The organism is Ensifer sp. WSM1721, from assembly GCF_000513895.2.
In the GTDB taxonomy this organism is placed as follows: Bacteria; Pseudomonadota; Alphaproteobacteria; order Rhizobiales; family Rhizobiaceae; genus Sinorhizobium.
This window is the reverse complement of record NZ_CP165785.1, coordinates 180,980-202,390: the sequence shown is the minus strand read 5'-3', so window position 1 is coordinate 202,390 and position 21,411 is coordinate 180,980. Positions and strand designations below refer to the sequence as shown.

15 protein-coding genes and 1 pseudogene are annotated in these 21,411 nt (G+C 58.8%); 4 read left to right on the top strand and 12 right to left on the bottom strand.

Going from position 1 to position 21,411, the window contains the following annotated elements; translation table 11 throughout:
- The first annotated feature begins 364 nt into the window (after nt 1-364).
- The 4 genes and pseudogenes from M728_RS29200 (at nt 365) to M728_RS29185 (ending at nt 5,832) form a co-directional block, all read left to right on the top strand.
- Nucleotides 365-1,844: pseudogene (locus M728_RS29200) on the top strand (IS66 family transposase).
- A gap of 228 nt (nt 1,845-2,072) precedes the next feature.
- Nucleotides 2,073-2,867, top strand: a complete 795-nt coding sequence (locus M728_RS29195; RefSeq protein ID WP_084044648.1) for a hypothetical protein — start codon at nt 2,073-2,075, stop codon at nt 2,865-2,867.
- Between the two features lie 92 nt (nt 2,868-2,959).
- On the top strand, nt 2,960-4,288 hold the full coding sequence (locus M728_RS29190; RefSeq protein WP_026622494.1) for a DUF1214 domain-containing protein: 1,329 nt from the start codon (nt 2,960-2,962) through the stop codon (nt 4,286-4,288).
- Nucleotides 4,289-4,362: 74 nt separating this feature from the next.
- Complete coding sequence (locus M728_RS29185) at nt 4,363-5,832, top strand: DUF1254 domain-containing protein (protein ID WP_026622493.1); 1,470 nt, start codon at nt 4,363-4,365, stop codon at nt 5,830-5,832.
- A 180-nt stretch (nt 5,833-6,012) separates the two neighbouring features.
- Here the strand turns inward: M728_RS29185 and M728_RS29180 are convergent, their stop codons facing one another.
- The 12 genes from M728_RS29180 to gloA form a co-directional block, all read right to left on the bottom strand.
- A complete protein-coding gene (locus M728_RS29180; RefSeq protein WP_026622492.1) occupies nt 6,013-6,954 on the bottom strand; it encodes an electron transfer flavoprotein subunit alpha/FixB family protein in 942 nt (313 codons plus the stop codon).
- Between the two features lie 115 nt (nt 6,955-7,069).
- Complete coding sequence (locus M728_RS29175) at nt 7,070-7,819, bottom strand: electron transfer flavoprotein subunit beta/FixA family protein (protein ID WP_026622491.1); 750 nt, start codon at nt 7,817-7,819, stop codon at nt 7,070-7,072.
- 185 nt (nt 7,820-8,004) lie between these two features.
- Nucleotides 8,005-8,892 (bottom strand): fumarylacetoacetate hydrolase family protein, encoded by an 888-nt coding sequence (locus tag M728_RS29170; RefSeq protein ID WP_026622490.1) that lies wholly within the window; start codon nt 8,890-8,892, stop codon nt 8,005-8,007.
- Between the two features lie 134 nt (nt 8,893-9,026).
- The gene (locus tag M728_RS29165) at nt 9,027-10,613 is read right to left on the bottom strand and encodes a GMC family oxidoreductase (protein ID WP_026622489.1); all 1,587 of its coding nucleotides are present in this window, start codon (nt 10,611-10,613) and stop codon (nt 9,027-9,029) included.
- Nucleotides 10,614-10,811: 198 nt separating this feature from the next.
- Nucleotides 10,812-11,231 carry a nuclear transport factor 2 family protein gene (locus M728_RS29160; RefSeq protein WP_026622488.1) on the bottom strand — a complete coding sequence of 140 codons (420 nt, stop codon included), beginning with the start codon at nt 11,229-11,231 and terminating at the stop codon, nt 10,812-10,814.
- A gap of 110 nt (nt 11,232-11,341) precedes the next feature.
- Entirely contained in the window at nt 11,342-13,102 is a 1,761-nt protein-coding gene (locus tag M728_RS29155; protein WP_026622487.1) for a hydantoinase B/oxoprolinase family protein, read from the bottom strand.
- 112 nt (nt 13,103-13,214) lie between these two features.
- The gene (locus tag M728_RS29150; RefSeq protein WP_370906543.1) at nt 13,215-15,230 is read right to left on the bottom strand and encodes a hydantoinase/oxoprolinase family protein; all 2,016 of its coding nucleotides are present in this window, start codon (nt 15,228-15,230) and stop codon (nt 13,215-13,217) included.
- Between the two features lie 136 nt (nt 15,231-15,366).
- A complete protein-coding gene (locus M728_RS29145) occupies nt 15,367-16,632 on the bottom strand; it encodes an aspartate aminotransferase family protein (protein WP_245269784.1) in 1,266 nt (421 codons plus the stop codon).
- 827 nt (nt 16,633-17,459) lie between these two features.
- On the bottom strand, nt 17,460-17,894 hold the full coding sequence (locus M728_RS29140; protein ID WP_026622484.1) for a hypothetical protein: 435 nt from the start codon (nt 17,892-17,894) through the stop codon (nt 17,460-17,462).
- Nucleotides 17,895-17,898: 4 nt separating this feature from the next.
- The gene (locus tag M728_RS29135; protein ID WP_026622483.1) at nt 17,899-19,557 is read right to left on the bottom strand and encodes a GMC family oxidoreductase; all 1,659 of its coding nucleotides are present in this window, start codon (nt 19,555-19,557) and stop codon (nt 17,899-17,901) included.
- A 163-nt stretch (nt 19,558-19,720) separates the two neighbouring features.
- Nucleotides 19,721-20,674 carry a C-terminal binding protein gene (locus tag M728_RS29130; protein WP_026622482.1) on the bottom strand — a complete coding sequence of 318 codons (954 nt, stop codon included), beginning with the start codon at nt 20,672-20,674 and terminating at the stop codon, nt 19,721-19,723.
- Nucleotides 20,675-20,807: 133 nt separating this feature from the next.
- On the bottom strand, nt 20,808-21,218 hold the full coding sequence (gene gloA / locus M728_RS29125) for a lactoylglutathione lyase (RefSeq protein WP_026622481.1): 411 nt from the start codon (nt 21,216-21,218) through the stop codon (nt 20,808-20,810).
- Nucleotides 21,219-21,411: the final 193 nt, after the last annotated feature.

Here is a 21,411-nt window from a genome sequence, read left to right as displayed (position 1 = left end):
TACGTTGATACCGTGCCGTCCGAAGGCAAAGTGAGCGGTTGCTTTTCTCGGTCATCGGTGCAGGTTGTTTGGGAAGCAGTTTGCGGATTTGATCGCGCCGCCGCGCGGACGCTCAGGAGACAGCCCAAGCGAGGTCAAGGACGGTTTGATGACCCTGAGCCATGCCCAGTTCGAAGCCCTGTTTGCGGGCCTGGACTGGCGTCGCGTCCGCGCTGTCCAGACGAGAGCGCCGCAGGCCGTCGAGTAACTGCGGCACGATGACTCGGGTGGCAAATTGCAGAGGTAAGCCGAGGCCAAATTTGGTAGACCCGGCGCATGCCTGGACGCCGTCGACCTGCCAGATGACATTGCCGCCCTGAAGGCGATGCTGATCGCAGCGGAAGCGCGTGAAGTTCGCAAGGACGAGCGGATCGAACGACTGGAAAGACTGGTTGCCGCCTTCAAGCAGGCGACCTTCGGGCGCAAATCCGAGAAGACCGATCCAAAGCAATTCGATCTCGCGCTGGAAGACCTGGAAACGGCGATTGCGGCCCTCCGGGTTGAGGAGGAAGCCGATGCTCCTCCAGGCAAGCGATCCACGAAGCCACGAGCGGCCAATCGCGGCTCACTTCCTGACCATCTCCCACGAATTGAAGAGGTGATCGAGCCGGAAAGCCTGATCTGCGCCTGCGGCGGCTGCCTGCATTGCTTCGGCGAGGATCGGTCCGAGAGGCTGGATGTGATCCCGGCGCAGGTCCGCGTCATTGTCACCCGTCGTCCCAAATCTGCATGCCGCGCCTGCACCGACGGCGTCGTCCAGGCCCCGGCTCCGGCCCGGTTGATCCAGACTGGCTTGCCGACGGAAGCCATGGTCGCGCATGTGCTGGTCTCCAAATACGCCGATCATCTGCCGCTTTATCGGCAGGCGCAGATCATGAGCCGTCAGAGCATTGATCTTGACCGGTCCACGCTTGCCGATTGGGTCGGCCGGGCAGCCTTTGAACTGCGTCCCGTCTTTGATGCGCTGATCACCCACCTGAAGCGCTCAACCAAGCTGTTCATGGACGAGACCCGTGCCCCGGTCCTCGATCCTGGCTCCCGCAAAACCAAGACCGGATACTTCTGGGCGCTGGCGCGTAACGACCGACCATGGGGCGGCGGGGCTCCGCCGGGCGTTGCCTTCACCTATGCGCCCGGTCGCGGAGGGCAGCATGCCGAACGGATATTGCAGGGCTTCTCAGGGGTTCTGCAGGTCGACGGTTATGCCGGATACAATCGCCTGATCGCGCCGGCCCGTATCGGCCCCGACATTCGGCTTGACTATTGCTGGGCACACGCGCGTCGCAAGCTGATGGCGATCACCCGCAACGGACCTGCGCCCATTGCCGAAGACGGCGTGAGGTGGATCGGCGAACTATACCGAATCGAGGCAGAACTGCGCGGCCTCGACCCGGATGTCCTCCTGGGTGGAAGGCAGGAGCGATCAGCGTCGCTGATCTCCGATATGCAAATCTGGCTCGCGCATCATCGTGCCCGCGTCGCTGCCAAATCGCCGCTTGGCGAGGCTCTGGCCTACATCGCCAAATACTGGGACGGCCTCTGCATCTTCCTGACCGACGGTCGCATTGAGATCGACAACAACAGCGTCAAGCGGAAGAACGCGCTCTTCGCAGGCCACGACGCCGGGGCCGAAAACTGGGCGACCATCGCCTCGCTCGTTGAAACCTGCAAACTCAATGCCGTTGATCCGCAGGCCTACCTGACCAGCACGCTCACCGCCATCGTCAAAGGCCACAGGGCAGAGCCGGATCGTTGAACTGTTACCGTGGAATTATCCGGCATTCCGGTGCAAGTGCCACCAATGACTGCTGGCGGCCCCGAAACTGACATTTCTGCTCGGCAAGGGCATTTGCCGTAAGCTGGAGGTGAACTCCATGCACGCAACGAAGGGCATCATTCTTTTCGACATTCGACCGACTGTCGGATAGCTTCTTGCCGAAGCTGTGGTTGCAACGACGGTGGGGAGCGTCCGATGGAGTTCAGCAAGTTCGAACGAGCGGCACGGCAGAACGGTTGCTTCGCGGATAAACGCGATATCGCCATCAGCCAAAAAGGCCGTCTATTTTTTCTTTTGGTATTTCTCAACGCTCACGCCTTTCGCTTACGGGGCTGATCTTCTACCAGCAACCGCTCCACGCCCGGTTGAAGAGCAGCCGGATCATCTGACGTTCTCTTTCTCTCCCTACTTCTGGGCAGCCGGCATTAGCGGCGACACGGCGGTCTTCGGATTGCCCGAGGTCCACATCGAGGAGAGCTTTGGCGACATCCTGAAGGATATCGACTTCGGCATGATGGCGGCAGGCGAAGCGCGGTACGGCCGCTTCAGCGTTCTGACCGACATCTCATATGCCCGCATCACAAGCGACTCTGCGACACCGAGGAGCGTATTTGCGGACTCGGTCGCGTTGAAGCAAGAGACATTCACCGCAATGCTCGGCATTGGTTACACTGTGCTCGGCGATGATCAGAGCCGTCTGGACGTGGTCGGAGGAGCAAAGCTTTGGTCGACGGAGACGACGATCACTTTTCGAGGCGGGCCGCTCGGCGGCGTGTCAGCCCGCGACGACGCGACATGGGTGGATGGACTTGCGGGCTTCAGAGGTGTCTACTCGCTCACTCCTCGATTTTACCTGACGGGATGGGGGCTTGTTGGTGCTGGCGGTGCCGACCTCGACTGGGACGTGATGGGCGGCGTCGGATACGAGATCAAGGACTCTGTCTCGGCGGTGCTCGGCTACAGGGCGGTTGGGGTAGATTATTCGAACGGAAGCCTGACGAACGACATTGTCGAGCACGGCCCGATCCTTGGATTGGTCTTTCATTTCTGAGCGTCGAGGCCTGAATACGCATGAGTGCTGTGACGGCAGCGACGGCCGTCTCTGGTTCTCGTCAAAAGGCGCGTTAAACAGGGAAAGCTATCATGCCGAATTGCGCAAAATTATCGATAAGCCTTGCCCTTGCAATTAGTACGATGCTCGCCGCTCCGGCAAACGCAGCCAGCAGCCTGAACGACGAAGAGATCAGTCAGGCTTACATCTATTTATTGGGCCGCCTCTATGTCACACGCCAACAGCAGCTTGATTTTCAGGATGGATTCCAGTGGAACTCGTTCGTGCATCGCAAGCCCGGTGCCGTCGACTGGCCCAATCCCAATCTCGACGTCGCCTATTCGGAGGCCTGGGTGGCTGTCGATGAGACCAGTTGCACGATAGTCACCGTGCCCGAGGTCAAGGACCGCTACTATGTCGTCCAGTTCCTCAACGGCTGGGGCGAGACGCTCGCCAATATCAACGAGCGTATTTTCCCCGGAAGGCCATTCGGAGACTTCGCTGTCTGCCTTTCCGGGGCGCAGGTCAGCCTTCCCGACGACACGCTGCGGATCGACCTTCCGGTGAAATACGCCCGCATTCTTGCGCGTGTTGCCCTTGGTAAGGACACGGATGGAGCGGTGACCCTGCAGCACAAGTTCTCGCTGAAGGCGACCGGCACGCCGAAGCTTCCCGAGATTCCGAAGACCCCGATTTTCGACCTCGAAACCTTCCCCGGCGTCGAAGCCTTCGATGCTGCCGATGCCGCTCTATCTAGCGATCCCGACATCAATCCGGGACTGGAACCCATGGCAGCCCGTGTGCGCGAGATCGCTGCCGAGATCAAGGATCATCCGGACACCCGCAAGCGGGCCGATACCATCATCAAGACCGTCGCCATTCCTGAAATCGCAAAGGCCGGGTCGATCATCGGGCATGGCAAGGTCAGCAACGGCTGGGCACGGCCAGGTGTTGTCGGCGAGTACGGCATCGATTATCTAACGCGGACGCTCGTCAACTATCGCGGCCTCTGGGCCAACATAAAGCCCGAGGTTCTTTATTATCGCGGCGGCAACGACGCGAGCGGCGCGGAACTTAATGGCGACAGCGTCTACACGCTCACCTTCCCCAAAGACGCGCTTCCCTCGCGGTTTGCGAAATACTTCTGGTCGGTGATTGCCGTCGACAGCACTCGGTTTCGCGTTCTCCCGAACCCGATGAAGCGATATCTGCTGAACGAGGCGACGAACCCGCAATATGGTGCGGACGGCTCTCTGACACTCTACTTCGCGGCTGAAAAGCCGAAGGACGCCCCTGACGGAAACTGGCTGCCGACGCCGCGTGGCCAAAGATACCGACTCACCTTCCGCTATTACGGGCCGCAAGACGGCGTCGCCAATGGGACCTACTGGCCACCGGCATTGATCAAGATGAAGCAGTAAATTCCCGGGGCGATCGGCCTTCGTTGGAAGGCGACCGGAAGGCATGACCAATAAGCAATGATGGGAGGCGTGCGATGGCACGAAGTGGCTTATTTGCGGCGACCATCCTCGCCAGTTCCTTGATCGTCTCTCACGGGGCAGCGGCCCAGTCCCCGCCAATGTCGCCAGGCTGGGCGCTGTCTTTACCCTCTGGGCCGGACAGTGATGTCAAGATTACCGAACAGTACGTCCGCATGGTGGCCCGGGACGCGTACTTCTGGGCCTGGCCGATGGTCAACATCTACAATCGACGTCTCGCCTTTGAAAAGGCCCCGAAACCGGGGCTTATGAACGGTGTGCTGCCCTTCGCGCCGTTGAACACCATGTCGATGCTGCACGATTACATCAAGCCCGAGCAGCGTTGGGTGGCCTGCCCGAACCAGGACGTCGTCTACGGTGCTGGTATAGCCGCGCTTGAGCAGAGCCCCGTCGTGGTACAGGTGCCTGATTTCGGCGACCGCTTCTGGGTCTACCAGATCGTCGATCTGAGGACTGACAGCTTCGCGCAACTCGGATCGATGTACGGGACACGGCCCGGTTTTTATTTGCTGGTCGGACCCGACTGGAGGGGTGATGTCCCGAAAGGGATCACGAAGGTCTTTCGTGCGAAAACGAATACCGCTTTCGTCGTGCCGCGCGTGTTCATGGATGACACTGCTGAAGATCGCGAAGCCGTCCAGCCCTTGATCGCAGGTATTGACATCTACCCCCTCCCGGAATTCGACGGGAAGGCGAAGACGCACGATTGGCGTCAATTGCCGACACTTGGCAATCCCGGCGGCGGGGATAACGCGGCAGAAACGAAATGGGTATTCCCCGAGACGTTCTTCGACCAGTTGCCTGAAGTTATGGAGGACGCACCGCCTCTCCCCGGCGAGGAAGCCCGTTATGCGCAAATCTCTGCTGTGATCGTCGCAGCGAGGAAGCACCCTTCGCTAAAAGCAGCGATGGTGGATGAGGCTGCCAAGGCGGAGAAGGACCTGATCGATCCCCTTCTTCAGTTCCGGAACTGGGGTATTCAGCTCGACGGCCACTGGTCATCCACCGGCAACAACGCCGCCTTCGGAACCGACTATTTTACGCGGACGGCGGTCGCCAAATCCAATATCCTGGTGAACGCACCTGCCGAGACGAAGTATTTCTACCAAGACCTTAGTGCTGACGGGAAGCGGCTCAATGGAGCAAATGGCTATACCGTAACCTTCCCCAAGGGGGCCACGCCGCCTGTTGACGGCTTCTGGTCGCTGACACTTTATGACGCGCAGCACTTCTTCGTTCCCAACGCGCTCAACCGATTTTCGCTGGGCACGAAGAACAAGACGCTAAAGCAAAACGCTGACGGCTCGCTGACAATATATGTTCAAAAAAATTCACCCGGCAAAGACAAAGAGGATAACTGGCTACCAGCGCCGGATGCAGAATTCTCACTATACCTTCGAGCCTATTGGCCGAAGACCAACGTGGTCGACGGTAGCTGGACGCCGCCATCAGTGGCAAGACACTGAGGTTTCGTGAGGGCTGGCGCATGCTTGTACAGCACATTTGATGCAGAATCCTGAATTTGTGACGCTCAGGTGTGAGCGGCACATCGCTTACGACTTTGTCATGGATGTCACTCAAAGCTGTCCGGCTTCAATTCGCTGGAGGTCAACGACTACGCCGCCCGTGACAGTCGATCATTCTAATTATGCCGCGAGTGCCGCCTGCAGCTCCGGAATCGCCTCAAAAAGATCTGCGACTAATGCGTAGTCGGCGACCTGGAAGATCGGCGCCTCCTCGTCCTTGTTGATGGCGACGATCACCTTGGAATCCTTCATGCCGGCGAGGTGCTGGATGGCGCCGGAGATGCCGCAGGCGATGTAGAGATCGGGCGCGACCACCTTGCCGGTCTGGCCGACCTGCCAGTCGTTCGGGGCATAGCCGGCGTCGACGGCGGCGCGCGAAGCGCCGACGGCGGCGCCGAGCTTGTCGGCGACCGGCAGGATGACTTCCTTGAACTTCTCCGACGAGCCGAGCGCCCGGCCACCGGAGATGACGATCTTCGCCGAGGTCAGCTCCGGGCGGTCGGACGACGACAGCGCGTCGGAAACATGCCTGGACAGATCGGAAGAAAAGGCTGTCGCCGAGATTTCCTCGACGACAGCTGAGGTGCTGCCCTGGGGGGCAGACGGGAAGGCTGTGGTGCGGACGGTGATGACTTTCTTCGCTTCGCTCGTCTGCACCGTCTGGATGGCATTGCCGGCATAGATCGGCCGCTTGAAGGTGTCGCCGGAGACGACCTCGATAATCTCCGAGACCTGGGCGACGTCGAGCAGCGCCGCGACGCGTGGCATGACGTTCTTGCCGATCGAGGTGGCGGCGGCGACAAGCGTATCATAGTTGCCGGCGAGCGAGACGATCGTTGCTGCCAGCGGCTCGGCGAGGTTGTGGACGAGCGAGGCATCCTCGGCGACGAGCACCTTGGCGACGCCCGAGAGCTTGGCGGCCTGCTGAGCGACGGCCTCGACGCCGGAACCGGCAACGAGCACATGCACGTCGGAACCGATCTTGCTGGCCGCCGTCAGTGCCTTGGCGGTCCGGTCGGAAAGGTGGGTGTTGTCGTGGCCAGCCAGAAGCAGAATGGCCATGATGAAGGTCTCCCTTTCGATGAGCTCAACAACCCGCTGCGGATCGGAGCTCCAAGATTTTGAAGTGGTTCATGCGTTTGTCCGGAAACCGGTTCCCACTTTCCGGACGCATGAACTAGAGGACGCCGGCTTCGGTCTTGAGCTTGTCGACGAGCTCGGCGACCGATTTGACCTTGATGCCGGCCTTGCGGCCCGACGGCTCTTCCGTCTTCAGCACCTTGAGACGGGGCGCGGTGTCGACGCCGAAGTCGGCCGGGGTCTTCTTGTCGAGCGGCTTCTTCTTCGCCTTCATGATGTTCGGCAGCGAGGCATAGCGCGGCTCGTTCAGCCTGAGGTCGGTGGTCACCACCGCCGGCAGCTTCAGTTCGACCGTCTGCAGCCCGCCATCGACCTCGCGGGTGACATTGACCTTGCCGTCACCGATCTCGACCTTGGAGGCGAAGGTGCCCTGCGGCCAGCCGAGCAGTGCCGACAGCATCTGGCCGGTCTGGTTGGAATCGTCGTCGATCGCCTGCTTGCCGACAATGATCAGCCCCGGCTGTTCGGCCTCGGCCACACTCTTGACGATCTTGGCGACGGCGAGCGGCTCGACCTGGTCCTCGGTCTCGACGAGGATCGCCCGGTCGGCGCCCATGGCGAGCGCGGTGCGAAGCGTCTCCTCGGCCTTGGCCGGACCGATCGAGACGACGACGACTTCGCTCGCCTTGCCGGCCTCTTTCAGCCTGAGCGCCTCTTCGACCGAGATCTCGTCGAACGGGTTCATCGACATCTTGACATTGGCAAGTTCGACGCCCGTGCCGTCCGCCTTCACGCGGATCTTCACGTTGAAGTCGACGACCCGCTTCACCGTTACCAAGATTTTCATGGAGATAATCCCTTGATTGCTCGAGGCCCATTCCTTTGAACTTTGCGTTATGCTGGTGGCTTATGCGCTGCGAGCGAGATAAGCGATATCAGCCGCATCACGCAGAACCCCAGCCAAGGCGGATGCCACCTGCTTCGGATGAATACGCCCTGTAGCATTTTCGAGTGGTCGCCGTGACATTTCCGTCAGCGGACAACGTTGCGCAGCACGCCGACGTGCTGAAGTTCCACCTCGACTGTGTCGCCCGGCTTCAACCACAATGGAGGTTGCCGCTTGGCTCCTATGCCCTGGGGCGTGCCCGTGGTGATGATGTCGCCTGGCGAGAGTGTCAGAAAGTACGAGATGTAAGTTACCAACTCTCGCACCGGGAAGATCATATAACGCGTGTTCGAGGACTGGACCTGGACTCCGTTCACGCGGGTCGCAATATCGAGATTTTGCACGTCTCCCGCCTCATCCAGTGTGACGAGCGCTGGACCGCACGGCGTGGAAGCATCGACAGCCTTTCCTGGCAGCCATTGTGTTCCGCGATACTGAAGATCGCGTGCCGTGACGTCATTCAAAACCGTCACGCCAGCAACGAAATCGAGCGCGTTTTCGACAGCGACAGCGCGACATTCCCGGCCAATAACGATTGCAAGCTCACCTTCAAAATCCAAGTTTTGGGTGATGTTGGAGCAACGCACCTCGTCATACGGACCAATCAATGTGCTGGCGAACTTCGCGAATACATCCGGATGGGAAGGGAGTGCCCGCCCGGTCTCGGCAACATGGTCGTTGTAGTTGAGACCGATGCAGAGCACTTTAGCCGGGTCTATGACGGGTGGGCCAAGCCGTAAGGTATCAAGTGACCCTATCTGGGCCTGGGGTTTCTCGCGGGCGGCCGCTATGAGACGCTCCGACAGCTTGGGAAGCGCTGCCCCGTGTTCGCGCAGTAGGTCACGCACAGAGGAGATTCGATGCGTGTCTGCGCTGCTGCCGCCTTTGAGGAGCATCTCCACGTCAAAGACTGCCGAACCCAGCACCACACCTGGCCGCCAAGAGCCGGCTGAATCAAAGGAAACGAGTTTCATTGGTTCTCCTCCACCTGGACAGGTGCTTTCGGTTCAAGAGCAAGTGTAACAACGTCTGAATGCTCGAAGACCACGGCGTAAAACGTTCTACGCACATCGTTCCGGACAGGGGACGATAGGCGCACAAAGGGTCTTCAAATCCTATTCCCTTTCAGAAAATCGGCAGCGCGCTCGCCGATCATGATTGCAGGTGCATTTAGATTGCCCGACGTGACGAACGGCATGACGGAAGTGTCGGCGATCCGCAGACCGTCGATGCCATGGACCCGCAATTGCGGATCCACCACTGCCATCTTGTCGGTTCCGATCTTGCAGGCGCCGCTTAGATGATAGGCTCCCTGCGTGTACTTTCTGACAAAGGCTTCAAATTCTGCACGCGTCTTGAGCGGCTTTTCGGGAAGATGCGCCTCGCTGACGAACTTCCGCATCGATGGCTGCGCCATAATCTCCTGACCGAACCGGATGCCGTCAACGAGGCGGTCTACGTCGTGTGGATGACTGAGGTAATTAGGATCCACGAGTGGAGGAACGGATGGGTCTGACGATCGAAGCGCAACCCTCCCCCGAGACTTTGGGCGGCAGGCATACACATTCAGTGTACATCCACTTCCGCTGGCCGTGGTCTCAACGCCTTCCTCAATACCGGCACCAGCTAGGAAGTGATACTGCAGATCGGGAATGGGATCCGTTCGATCTCCCCACCAGAAGGCACCGCCCTCGCAGATGTTCGACGTGATCGGGCCACTCCCGAACATCGCATATTGCGCGGCGGCAGCCAACTGCCACCGCAGCTTCTTGTACTTGTCATAGCTCGTGTTTGATTTGAGGTTGTAGATCAGGAAACAGTCGGTATGGTCTTGCAGGTTCTGACCGACGCCTGGAAGATCGTGTACGACATCGACGCCGACGCGCTGAAGATCGGATGCCGGCCCGATGCCAGAAAGCAGCAGAAGACGGGGCGATCCGATGGCTCCTGAAGAAACGACGACCTCACGTTCGGCACGCATTGTCATCAGACGGCCGTTCTCAACGTACTGAACACCGACAGCGCGACCGCCTTCCACAATGATCTTTGTGACCTGCTTGTTCGTGACAATGTTCAGGTTGCGGCGCTTTCGCGCCGTATGCAGATAGGCGTCCGCCGAGCTGCATCGACGACCGTTCTTGGTGGTCAACTGATACAAACCCGCGCCCTGCAGCTGTCCAGAATTGAAGTCTGGATTGTAGGGCATTCCTGCCTCCTGGCAGGCTTTTACCCAGGCCTTGGTCAGCGGAAGGGTGTGCTGCTGGTTAGAGACGCTTAAAGGCCCCTCCTGCCCATGTGCATCGTTTGAATATACTTCGTTGTTTTCCGCCTTGCGGAAATACGGAAGAACATCCTTGTAGCCCCAGCCTTCTGCCCCGTGCGCCGCCCAACGGTCGTAATCTTCAGGCGCTCCCCTAATATAGATCATCGCGTTGAGCGAACTACCGCCGCCCAAAACCCGCGCTTGCCCGACTTGTGTTTCAAGATCGTTCTGATGCTTCAGCTTTTCGATCTTGTACCAGTGAAGCAAAGAGCTCTTGAAGGATTTGTAGAACGTCACAGGGAAACGGATCCAGATACTACTGTCCCTTGGTCCCGCCTCGAACAACGTCACGGACACGTCCGGATCCTCACTCAGGCGGCCCGCTATCGCACATCCTGCGGATCCTCCACCTACTACGATAAAATCGGGCATGGCTCTTTCCCCCAATCTTAAGTCTGCCCGCACCGCCGAGAGAGTGTCGCCCTCGGGTCCGTGCGCCATACCGGATCACGAGAATCCAGCGGCTTATCACAGCCCCTCTTTCAATGTGACGCTGGTCACAGAGGCAGTTAAGAAGCTCGACCTCGCGAAACCGACGATCAACGACCGATGATCGCCTGCCTCTGACCTCTACCGAACATCAGCGAAGAAGTGGTCGACTTCCGCCTGGCGCATGTCGCAGAACCAGCATTCCACGATCTTCTCATTCTCGAAACGATAGGCCGCAAGGCGGTCGGTGCGGACCTGCTTGTCACCACGCGCCCAAATCTCATGAACCATGATTAGAATCGCGTCATCCGACTCCGCGATAACCTCGTCATGGCCAGCCTCGCCGCCCACGATCCACTTGTCAGTGTAAGCCGCGACCTTGTTCACCCAGCCTTCGACAAAGCCATTGGCCCCATGGAAGTCACCGGAAAGAACAGGATGTGTGCCGCCCATGTGAACGATCAGATTATCAGCATAGAAGCTGCAACCAGCCTCGACATCTCCGCTCGACCAGGCGTCGTGATACTCACGAAGAATATCCATCGCGCGCTTTTTGCTCATTTTAACTCCCTTGCCTTTGTACGGCGGACAGGCGTCCGCCCGGTGCATCACCGGTTGTCCGACTTACATTTGGGATCCGCAAACGATCGTCTGGAAGTTCAAAACGACGCTCAGTGGACATAAGGCTGAACGCCTGACGTCTGTCGTCTCGCTTCGGTCGACCGAACGGATTTCCCATCTTCCGAGACCTCGACACCATATGTCTGTAGCGCTGCATGCCGAGACACGACGCCATCGCGGACGTCGCGCAAAACAGCCTCGGGGTCACGCTCGTGCGGGTGTCCCCAACCGCCGCCGGCTGAAGCCTCGATCACAAGGTGGAACGGTTCGACCTCCTCGACCCCATATGGGGGGCAGGCAAGTTCTTCGCCGGTCGCTAGATCGAAGGCTTTTATCGATCCCTTCGCACCCCATTGACCGCCATTGACGCCAGCGCCGGTCTGTTTGCGAGCGCCTTCTCCTCGCAGCAGATGCTCACCGCCGGCCAGCACATCGACCACGTAGTCAACGCCGGTTCCACCGCGATACTGGCCAGCCCCGCCGGTATCGCAGCGCATCTCGTAGCGATGCACGCGGATCGGATAAGATTGCTCATACGTTTCCACGTTCGGAATGAACATTCCGCCGAGCGTCATCTGGTGGCTGGAAGTGGGAAAGCCATCCCGCCCTTTCACTGCGCCACCACCGGAACTGCCATGCCAGTGATAAAGAACAAAGACGCCGCCGGAGGGCTTCTTGCCGGACGAAATGCCGAATACCGATTTGCCCCAGCCCGCGCAGGCGCGGTCGGGATCGGCTTGCGCTAGCGCACCCCAGCACGCGTTCATAATGTCGATCGCCGGAAACACCGTGTTCATCGTCATCGGGGCCGGCGGCAAAGCGTTCACGACCGTACCCTCTGGCGCCATGATCTTCACGCAACGATAGGCGCCCTCATTGTGCGGAATCGCGGGGTCCAGAAACGCGGAAAGAGCGCAATAGACAGCCGAATGAGTGTTGGCGATACCACTATTTTTGAAGCCTTTGATCTGCGGCGACGTCCCGGTGAAATCAAATGTGATCACGTCCTCGTCGATAATCAGCTTCACGCGAGTTTCGATGTCTACGAGCTCGAAGCAGTCGGTGTCGCTGATATCCGATGCTTCCCAAGTGCCGTTTGGAAGTTCCAAAATGGCCTGGCGCATCCGCCGCTCGCCATAATCAAGAACAGCTTCGAGATAGGCATTCCCGTTTTTGACGCCATGCTGAGCGATGATATCGGCCAGACGCTGCGCTCCGATGCGCGTCGAGCCTATCATGGCGCCGAGATCGCCTTCTAAAAGGTCCGGGCAACGCGAGTTAAGGAGCAGCATGCGCCAAAGGTCGTCCCGTAGCTTTCCTCTTTCTATCAACTTGAGAACGGGCAATCGAATCCCCTCATGGAAGATTTCGGTTGCCTTCGCATTGTAGGTGCCTGCGGCGCCACCACCGATATCGGACTGGTGGGCGCGGTTGCTGCAGAATCCCATCAGTTCGCCATCAACGAAGACGGGGCGGATAAGGGTCCAATCAGGCAGATGATTCCCGCCTGCGGCATAGGGATCGCTTAGAATGAAAACGTCTTCCGGCTCGATGCGGTCCGCGAAATCCCTCAAGACTGCGCGGACGGCGAATCCGCCACTGCCGGAATGAATCGGCAGTCCGTCGGCCTGCGCGACCGTTTCACCTCTTGCATTGCTCAGAAAGCATGAGAAATCATGGCTCTGGCTAAATATTGGGCTTCGCGCGGTGCGGATCATGATCATTCCCATCTGCAGGCTGATGTGATCAAGCTGCCGCTGCAGGATGGCGATGAGAACCGGATCGTATTCGGTGGACAAAGTGGTACTCATGGTTTGGCCTTATCACCCCCCTGCATAAAGCGGCTTGTCCGGCCCGACATTTGACTGCCATCGCGGCACCGGTGCCGCCTTTCCAAAGAACTCCAAAGAATGGCTCGCATCTTCATGCCGCCTCGCCATGCGCAATGTCGATATGATAGTTGCCAGCATCGGTCATCGTCAGCTTGTCGCCCACGCCGATAATGAGTGTCGTGGTCGCTTCTTCGATAATGGCCGGGCCGATCAACTGCTGACGTGGAGTAAGGACTGTCCCGTCGTAGACGGGAGTATCGACAAAACCCACTTCTTTGTTGATCCAAACCGGGCGCCGCGACTGAGCAACGGGGTCCCTCACGTCGCCGGGAATCTTCGCGACCTCCAAAGCATCCAGCTTGCCGATCGCGGCCAGTCGCAGATTGACGACCTCGATAGCGCCCGAGGGCTGTACGTAACCAAAAAGGCGTTGATAGGCCTGCTCGAATGCTGCCCGTATCGACGCTGGGTTGGTCGAAGAACTTTCAACAGCGACGGTCCATTGCTGGCCGAAATAACGCAGATCGTAGGCCCGCTTTAAAAGCGCCTTGCTTCCGGTGAAACCTTCGCGGGCCAGAACTTCAATCGCTTCCGCCTGCATCTCTTCGAACGCGCCTTCGAGGCGATCTGGTCTCGAGTCCGCCTGACTGTCGAGATCTTTGAGCCAGCTTCGTACGTAGTCGTGGCGAAGGTCAGAATTGCACATGCCGAATGCGCAGAATACGCCCGCAAGCCGCGGAACATAAAGGCTCGAGCTACCGAGCAGCCGAGCCGTCGAAGGGCCGTGCAACGGGCCGGCTCCGCCGGCCGCAACGAGCGTGAACATCCTCGGATTGTAGCCTTTTTCCAGGGAGGCCCGCTCCACAGCATGAAGGATGTTCTGCTCGACGAGCTGGATGATGCCGGCAGCCGCGTCAGTGACACTGAGACCGAGTGGTTTTGCAACGTGGGTCTCGATCGCCTCGACGGCTCTTTCCAAGCTCAATGTGATCACGCCGCCCGCATAAGGACCCGGCTTGAGCCGGCCGAGCGCCAGCTGCGCGTCGGTTACAGTCGGTCGCTCGCCGCCGCGTCCGTAGCATGCAGGTCCGGGCGTGGAGCCCGCGCCTTCCGGCCCGGCAGCCAGAAGGCCCGCACGATCTACCGATGCAATGGTCCCGCCGCCCGCCCCAACCGTGTGGATGTCGACGGCCGGAATATTGAGGTGGTAACCGTCAACCACAATCTGGTCGGTCATGGAGACCATGCCGTCCTGCATCAGTGTGACGTCGCAGCTCGTTCCGCCAACCTCGATCGAGATCAGGTGATCCGATCCGGTATCCTGGCCAAAGAACTTCAGCGAACCGACGCCGGCTGCAGGCCCCGAGAGAACGAGGCTCGCGGGCGCATGGCCGATTTCGTCAATCGAGATCGCTCCGCCGTTTGATTGGATCATCAAGAGCTTGCGCGGCAGTCCTAACGCTGCGAGCCGCCAAGCCAGGCTCTCGAGATAGGGGACGACCCGTCGCGAGACATAGGCGTTGACAACTGTCGTGGACGTTCTCTCGTACTCGCCGATTGTCGGCGCGATGTCCGACGAAGCGGTGACCCAGATATCGGGAAGATGTCTCTTAAGCTCGGCCTTCGCTGCGCTCTCGTGTGCTGGGTTGGCATAGGAATGCAGTAGGCAGATCGCGACTGCCTCGACACCTTCCTCTGCAAAAACGCGCGCCGCCGCGGCAACGGAATCCGGATTGAAAGGGATCCGCACTGTGCCATCGTGCTCGATTCGCTCAGTCACCGGTAGGCGCAAGTAACGGGGAACCAGTACCTGTGGAAACGGCCGTCGATGATCCCACACATTCTCGCGGATGGATCTCCTGATCTCCAGCGAGTCTCGGAAGCCTTCCGTGACGAGAAGCCCGACCTTCGCGCCCTTCTTTTCGAGCAGCGTGTTCGTAGCAATGGTCGAACCGTGCACAAATAGTTCGGTATTGGAGAGGAACGACTGGACATCAATTCCCAACGAGTCGGCCGCCAGTCGTACTGCGGATAGCACACCCTCCGTCGGATCGGACGGCACCGAAGGCGCTTTGAACGCGCGTACGGCGCCTCTGGCATCGACCATGACCAGGTCGGTAAAAGTGCCGCCGATATCAACTCCCACTCGGTAAGGTGTAACTAACATTGGCCGTCCACTCATCCCTGGTTTGTCTTTGCTATATGCGTCAAACTCATCAACGTTTTAGCGACACTCTCCACCTCTAGCCTGCTACGCCCTGGCGAGCGCTAAGCTCTCTTTCGACGACGTGTACGAGTTTGTCCGCAATCGAAAGAACCTCAGCTCCGGTCATGGGAGTGGAAAGCGCCCCTGAGCAGTTGGGCGTAAGGAGGATGCTTTCATTCAACATTGCCAAGTGGATCCGGCGAGTTAGCTTCGCCTTTTCGGCATTCGCAAACGCGCTTCGGTAGCCAGTCACTTCATCTGGACCCAAGTGAAGCCGGAACAATGACCCCATTCCCGTCACGGTCGCAGCCACACCGGCCTTGGCGAACCCGTTGCGAACCTCCTGCCGAAGTCTGTCGCCGAGTCCGTTCATTCGATCTACAGCCGATTGGCAATAGTGTGCAAGCGAGGCCAAGCCCGCCGCCATGCTGAGCGGATTGGCGCTGAATGTCCCACCCATCGACACCTTGGGCTTCCCAGTAGAATGGTCGAAGACCGACATGCGATCGGCTGGTCCGGAAACCGCGCCGATGGGCAATCCGCCGCCAATGATCTTGGCCGTTGTCACCAGATCCGGTTCGAGGCCAAAGAGCGGCGAAGCACCTTCAAACGAGAGCCGAAAGCTGATTACCTCGTCGGCGATCAGCATGATTCCGTCCCGACGGCAGGCCGCCTGCACAACGGTGGCAGTTTCCTTCGTCATCGGCACAGTGCCGGCCCGCGAGGCGTGAGGATCGACGATGACCGCGGCCAGCGAGCGACCTTCGCGTCGCAGGATGTCGGCGCAGCGCTGAGGATCGTCGTACGGAAGAACGACCGTCTCGCGCAGCACGGAGTCCGGTGTTCCGGCATTGCAGCGAACCGATGCGGGGTTACCGTTCTCATCGTCCCAATTGGCAGGCGCTGGATCGAGACTGACCTCAACCCAATCGTAGGCGCCGTGATAACAGCCCTCGAACTTTGCTATCCTATGCCGACCGGTTAATGCGCGCGCGCCTTTCACTGCGGCCAGAACCGCCTCGGTCCCGGAATTACAGAAACGCGTCTGCTCCATCCGCGGACTCCTGGCAGCCAACGCTTCGGCTAGCAGGATCTCGCTCTCGGTCGGCATGCCAAACGCCGTTCCTTTGGTCATCGCCTCACGCACGGCATCGAGAACGGGACCAAAAGCATGACCGTGAATTAGCGAGAAGAAGTTGTTCGCGCAATCAAGAAGGCGCCGTCCATCAATGTCGACGACCCAGCACCCTTCACCACGTGCAGCATAGGGCGGATGCGGCTGGAACCAAGAGGCAGCGCGCATTGACCCGCCTGGCACAACCTTCCGCTCCCGCAGGAACGCCGCCTCGGATCGTTTGCCGGTACTTGCCCCGGCTACATCGCTGTCTTGCGCTGGACCCAGCGTCATCTCGCCCCCCCAAAAAACCGCTTAAGACGAGATCAATAAACACATGATCCCAATCATTGTCAATTGGATCATGTGATCCAGACGAGATTTGTGCCGTGTGCATGTTGGTGGAGGGTTACCTAGATTCCGTGACTAAGCTCACGCAGAAGGGTTCACCTGCGGAACGGTCTCGCCTAAAGCAACGGCCTGTGTTTGGGTTAGGACCCCGCTTTGTGTGGCAAGCGACGGTATCGGCGCGACCTGGAACTCGATACCGTCTTTGTCAAGCGTCCAACGGACGCTGCCCCTCAACGGGAGTTGTAAGATGTTCCAGCCTGCAACAGGGAGCGGCGTGGCGCTGCACAGCGGTGGCTGAGGCGCGCCACAAGTTCGCATAGCGTCAACATTTTGGATGTCTTGGCAGAACTGCAACGCGATGTATCGACCGTATCAGTCTACCCGCACGCCCAACCACAAAATAGTTCAATTCTGGTCGTGATGTCGAGCGATGGCTCTGCACAAACAAGGCCCATTGCTGTGAAGCGGCTGAGACTGAACGAAGCCAGTCCAGCATGCGTCAGTGCCTCGCATAGCGCACCGCACAGTGCCTTTGACACCGTTAACGGTCTCGGCCCCGCCCGGACTCGGCTACCACACGTTGGGCCACGCTAGCTTCGTCTGGCGCTCCGATGGCTGGCCTGTCTGGTGAGGGTTGCGAAAGCACCCTCTCAGTATAGGGATGTCTAGACAGATTCGGGATTGTCCGGGACGTCCACGTAAACCGGTCCTCTTGATTGCACCCGCTCGATCGTTTCCATTATCTCGTCGTAATCCGGTGTCTCGTGAAGAGCTTCCTGCCCCGGATAGCGTAATTTTCGGTTGATTTCCTCGTCCAAGAAATAGGCGCCCGCGATCAGGAAGGAAATCGTGTGGAAGTCATCGCCGCCCAAAGCGCAGATCGCGTCCATGGGATCTTCTGGTTGGGTTTCGGGCAGGCGCGACAATGCCCTGAAAAAAGACGGTGCCAAATCATCACGCTCTTTCAAGGCACGAGGCAGCAGACGTTCGGGCACGCCGGCCTCTGTAGCGGAGGGCATTCCGGACTTGGCGTCTGAAGGGATTAGGGTGTCCGCGACCCACGCGATCCGGGTTTGAAAGTCATCGATGTTGTAAGTCATGGGCTTACAGTCCAACTTTTAGCGCTTCAGCAGCCGTACTGACCGGCTGTAAGCGCCTGTTTTCAATAATCGCTTCTGAATTGCGCAGCGCCAGGGCGGTAACGGTGCCGGTTGGATTAACCGCGCCGGAGGTTGGCATCACGCTTCCGTCCATGATGAAGAGGTTTGATACGTCGTGCGACCGGCCAAAAGAGTCAACGACGGAAGTGCGTGGATCGTTGCCCATACGCACCGTCCCCAGGATATGCCAACCGGTTTCCCGCATCAGTGGCGTCCCCGAGACTTCATATGCGCCTGCTTCCTTCATGGACTCAGCGGCGCGCGCCAAGTTGAAGTCCAAGAGATCCATTGTGTTTTGAGATGCCTTGTATGTGATTTTCACAGCGGGCATACCTTCAGCATCGGTCACGGCAGGGTCAAGAGAGACCATGTTGTCTTCGCTCGGAAGGTCCTCTGCCATGATCCCCCAATATGCGGAACGACCGAAGCGCTTTTGCACCGTTGCATGGAAGTTCTCACCCCACACATCACTGTTGCTGCCCCATGGCCAAGTGCCCACAGACGCGAGCGGACCTCCCATCCCCATGAGTTGCCATTTTGCACCGCGGTAGAAATTTGTTTCCTTCCGCGTTTCAGCGAATTCCAGGGAGTAAGCCCGCTGACCGTACGGTCCCTGCCAATTTTCAAAGAAGTCGTCGAACAGGCCGCTCACAGTCCCATACGGGTGCATCATCAGCCGCTTGCCGACCAAGCCGGAGGAGTTAGCCAACCCGTTGGGATGGTCGTTCGAAGCGGAATTCAAAAGCAGCCTGGGCGTGCCGAGGCCGTTCGCCGAAACTATAACGATCCGCCCGGGCTGAAAATGTGCCAGGCCCGTGTCCCGATCCACATAAGTGACGCCGGTGGCGAGACCGTCGGACCCTGTCTCGACGCGTAAAACTCGCGCGTTCTGGACGAGTTTCACGCCAAGCTTGATACATGTCGGCCAATGCGTACGGTCGACTGAAGCCTTCGCACCATCGAAGCAACCCCATACACATGCACCACGTCGCACGCAGGGCAAGAGCCCTTTGTGCTTGACAGTCGCAATCGAATTGCTGCCTGGCCACCAATGCCAGCCAAGACGATCATGGGCCGCAGCGAATTTCCGTTCCATCGCCCCTAAAGGAAACGGTGGCAGCGGGATGTCGAAGCCTGGCGGATAGGCTGGATCGCCCCCTACCCCGGAAACCGCGAAATCGTTCTCAACCCGCGCATAAAAAGGTTCAAGCTCCGCATAATTCAGAGGCCAGTCGTCCGCGATCCCGTCAACCGTCCGCACTCGGAAATCACTCGGCTTCAGCCGATGCCATGCAGCAGCATAAAGAACCGAACTCCCGCCAACCCCATTCCACATCAATGGCTCAATATCTGAATCGCTGACGTTGATCGGATAGTCTGAGGGCGCCTTGCGTCGATTTGGATTTGCAGCAAAATACTGCTGTTTCGTGAGCTCGAACTCAAGACCAGAGTGTCGAAGCTTCGTGTAGTCGGGGTAGCCGCCTTGCTCAAGACAGATGACGGACATTCCTTCTTCTGCCAATCGTTTTGCGGCCACCGCCCCGGATGGGCCGGCGCCGACGATCACGACGTCGTACACGGTCGGTCGGCTTTCATTCGTCATCTATTCGAACCCTTATGTTTTTCGGAGTGTGTTCCCTGCGGCGACTTCCGTGATGGAGTCTCGAACGATGCAGGCCTTGCAGTTTCTGACTAGACCAAGGAAGCACTGCACGGCCACGTTTCATTGTGATGATCCGATGTGTCTATACGGAGCATAGCGTCCGTCAGCCAGTCACGAGATCCGGAAGCGCTTCGCCCGTCAGAGCACGCCGCGCCCTTTCAACGGCTTGCTCTTGCAACGCGTCCAGAGAAGTGTTGGAGCGCCAAGCAACGTGAGGCGTGAAAACTGTATTGGGTGCGTCGCGGAGCGGATGGGCGGCGGGCAAGGGTTCCTGCGCGAACGTGTCGAGCCCTGCGCCTGCGATGTGTCCGGAGCGTAGGGCAGATGCCAACGCTTCCTCGTCGATAAGTCCACCACGCGACACGTTCACTATGACCGAGTTGCGCCGCATCCGCCTCAGCACCTCGGCCGAAATGAGGTGGTGTGTCTCCTCGCTGAGGGGCACATGAAGAGAGAGAACATCCGACTCCTCCAGAACTTGTTTCAATGTCGCCATGGGGACTTCGGAGAACGTTGCCAAAGGGTCGAATGCATGGACCTTCGCACCAATAGCAGCCCACCATTTCGCGACTAGTCGTCCAATGCGGCCCATTCCAACTACACCAACTTGGAGGCGCGATAGCTTGGGCGCATCCAGACCAATGACTCCTGCCCACTCGCCCGAACGGATAGCCGACTGGCCCTGCGGAATCCGCCTCGCTAGACTCAATCCCATCGCCAAGGCGTGCGACGCCACTTCTTCGGATGCCGTATCGGGAACGATCGTCACCGGCACCCCTACCCGCGATGCCGCTGCAATATCAATATTATCGTAGCCAACGCCATAACGCACAACTGCCTTGCAGCGTCGCAACAGCCCAAACTCGTCGGCAGTCATCTTGGCATAGGGCGTGACCATCACAACCTCGGCCTCTGCCATCCGGCTGCGAAATGACGCCTGATCTTCCGCCGCCACCATCTCGCGACCGAAGCTTTCAGCCAGTGCCCGCTCCCTATTGAGGTTCGGGAAGCGGTGGGGGGCGATCAAGATAATCCCAGCCTCTTTTGCAACCGTCATCTTCAACTCTCCGTGTTTGACAAAACTTATTTCGACGCGATCACGTTCGAGCGTACGGATGCGCGAGGCGTCTCCGTTTTGCGCGCCCGCAGCCTATATTCGATCGCGAGAACGCTGATTTGCCGGACGAACGTCAGCTCATTGTGTCGAGGTCGATGAGCTCGATCTTGTACCCGTCGGGGTCCTCCACGAATGCGATCACGGTGGTACCATGCTTCATAGGCCCGGGCGGACGCGGAATCCGAGCACCGCTCGCTTCCAGCTCCTCACAGATGCTATAGATATTCCTCACGCCGAGGGCGATGTGGCCATAGCCTGTACCAAGGTCGTAAGGGGTTTCTTGATCCCAGTTATGGGTCAACTCTACGACCGCTTGGGAGTCTTCCGGTCCATAGCCGACAAAAGCGAGCGTGAACTTGCCCTCGGGGAAATCCATCTTGCGCAACAATTCCATACCCAGGAGACGCGTGTAAAAATCGATGGACCTGTTAAGGTCTTTTACCCGCACCATCGTGTGCATAACGCGAAACTTCGGCTCGCTCATCGTCTTTTCCTTTCAACTATTTATCTCGCAACACCAGCATCTCTTGTTCCGTTGCAAATCCACAGGCTGGAAACTCTTGCAAAGTCAAACCCGGTGTTTGTGTGCTGAGGACATGCAAGGCATGAGTTTCATCGAGCGTTCGACCTGCCACTGACAATTTCTTCTGATTGCATTGTCAGAGCATCGGCATGCC

Coding starts and splice junctions, on each gene's coding strand:
- M728_RS29190 (WP_026622494.1), top strand. CDS start 2,960: ATGCCGAATTGCGCAAAATTATCGATAAGCCTTGCCCTTGCAATTAGT.
- M728_RS29185 (WP_026622493.1), top strand. CDS start 4,363: ATGGCACGAAGTGGCTTATTTGCGGCGACCATCCTCGCCAGTTCCTTG.
- M728_RS29180 (WP_026622492.1), bottom strand. CDS start 6,954: ATGGCCATTCTGCTTCTGGCTGGCCACGACAACACCCACCTTTCCGAC.
- M728_RS29175 (WP_026622491.1), bottom strand. CDS start 7,819: ATGAAAATCTTGGTAACGGTGAAGCGGGTCGTCGACTTCAACGTGAAG.
- M728_RS29170 (WP_026622490.1), bottom strand. CDS start 8,892: ATGAAACTCGTTTCCTTTGATTCAGCCGGCTCTTGGCGGCCAGGTGTG.
- M728_RS29165 (WP_026622489.1), bottom strand. CDS start 10,613: ATGCCCGATTTTATCGTAGTAGGTGGAGGATCCGCAGGATGTGCGATA.
- M728_RS29160 (WP_026622488.1), bottom strand. CDS start 11,231: ATGAGCAAAAAGCGCGCGATGGATATTCTTCGTGAGTATCACGACGCC.
- M728_RS29155 (WP_026622487.1), bottom strand. CDS start 13,102: ATGAGTACCACTTTGTCCACCGAATACGATCCGGTTCTCATCGCCATC.
- M728_RS29150 (WP_370906543.1), bottom strand. CDS start 15,230: ATGGTCGATGCCAGAGGCGCCGTACGCGCGTTCAAAGCGCCTTCGGTG.
- M728_RS29145 (WP_245269784.1), bottom strand. CDS start 16,632: ATGCGCGCTGCCTCTTGGTTCCAGCCGCATCCGCCCTATGCTGCACGT.
- M728_RS29140 (WP_026622484.1), bottom strand. CDS start 17,894: ATGACTTACAACATCGATGACTTTCAAACCCGGATCGCGTGGGTCGCG.
- M728_RS29135 (WP_026622483.1), bottom strand. CDS start 19,557: ATGACGAATGAAAGCCGACCGACCGTGTACGACGTCGTGATCGTCGGC.
- M728_RS29130 (WP_026622482.1), bottom strand. CDS start 20,674: ATGACGGTTGCAAAAGAGGCTGGGATTATCTTGATCGCCCCCCACCGC.
- gloA (WP_026622481.1), bottom strand. CDS start 21,218: ATGAGCGAGCCGAAGTTTCGCGTTATGCACACGATGGTGCGGGTAAAA.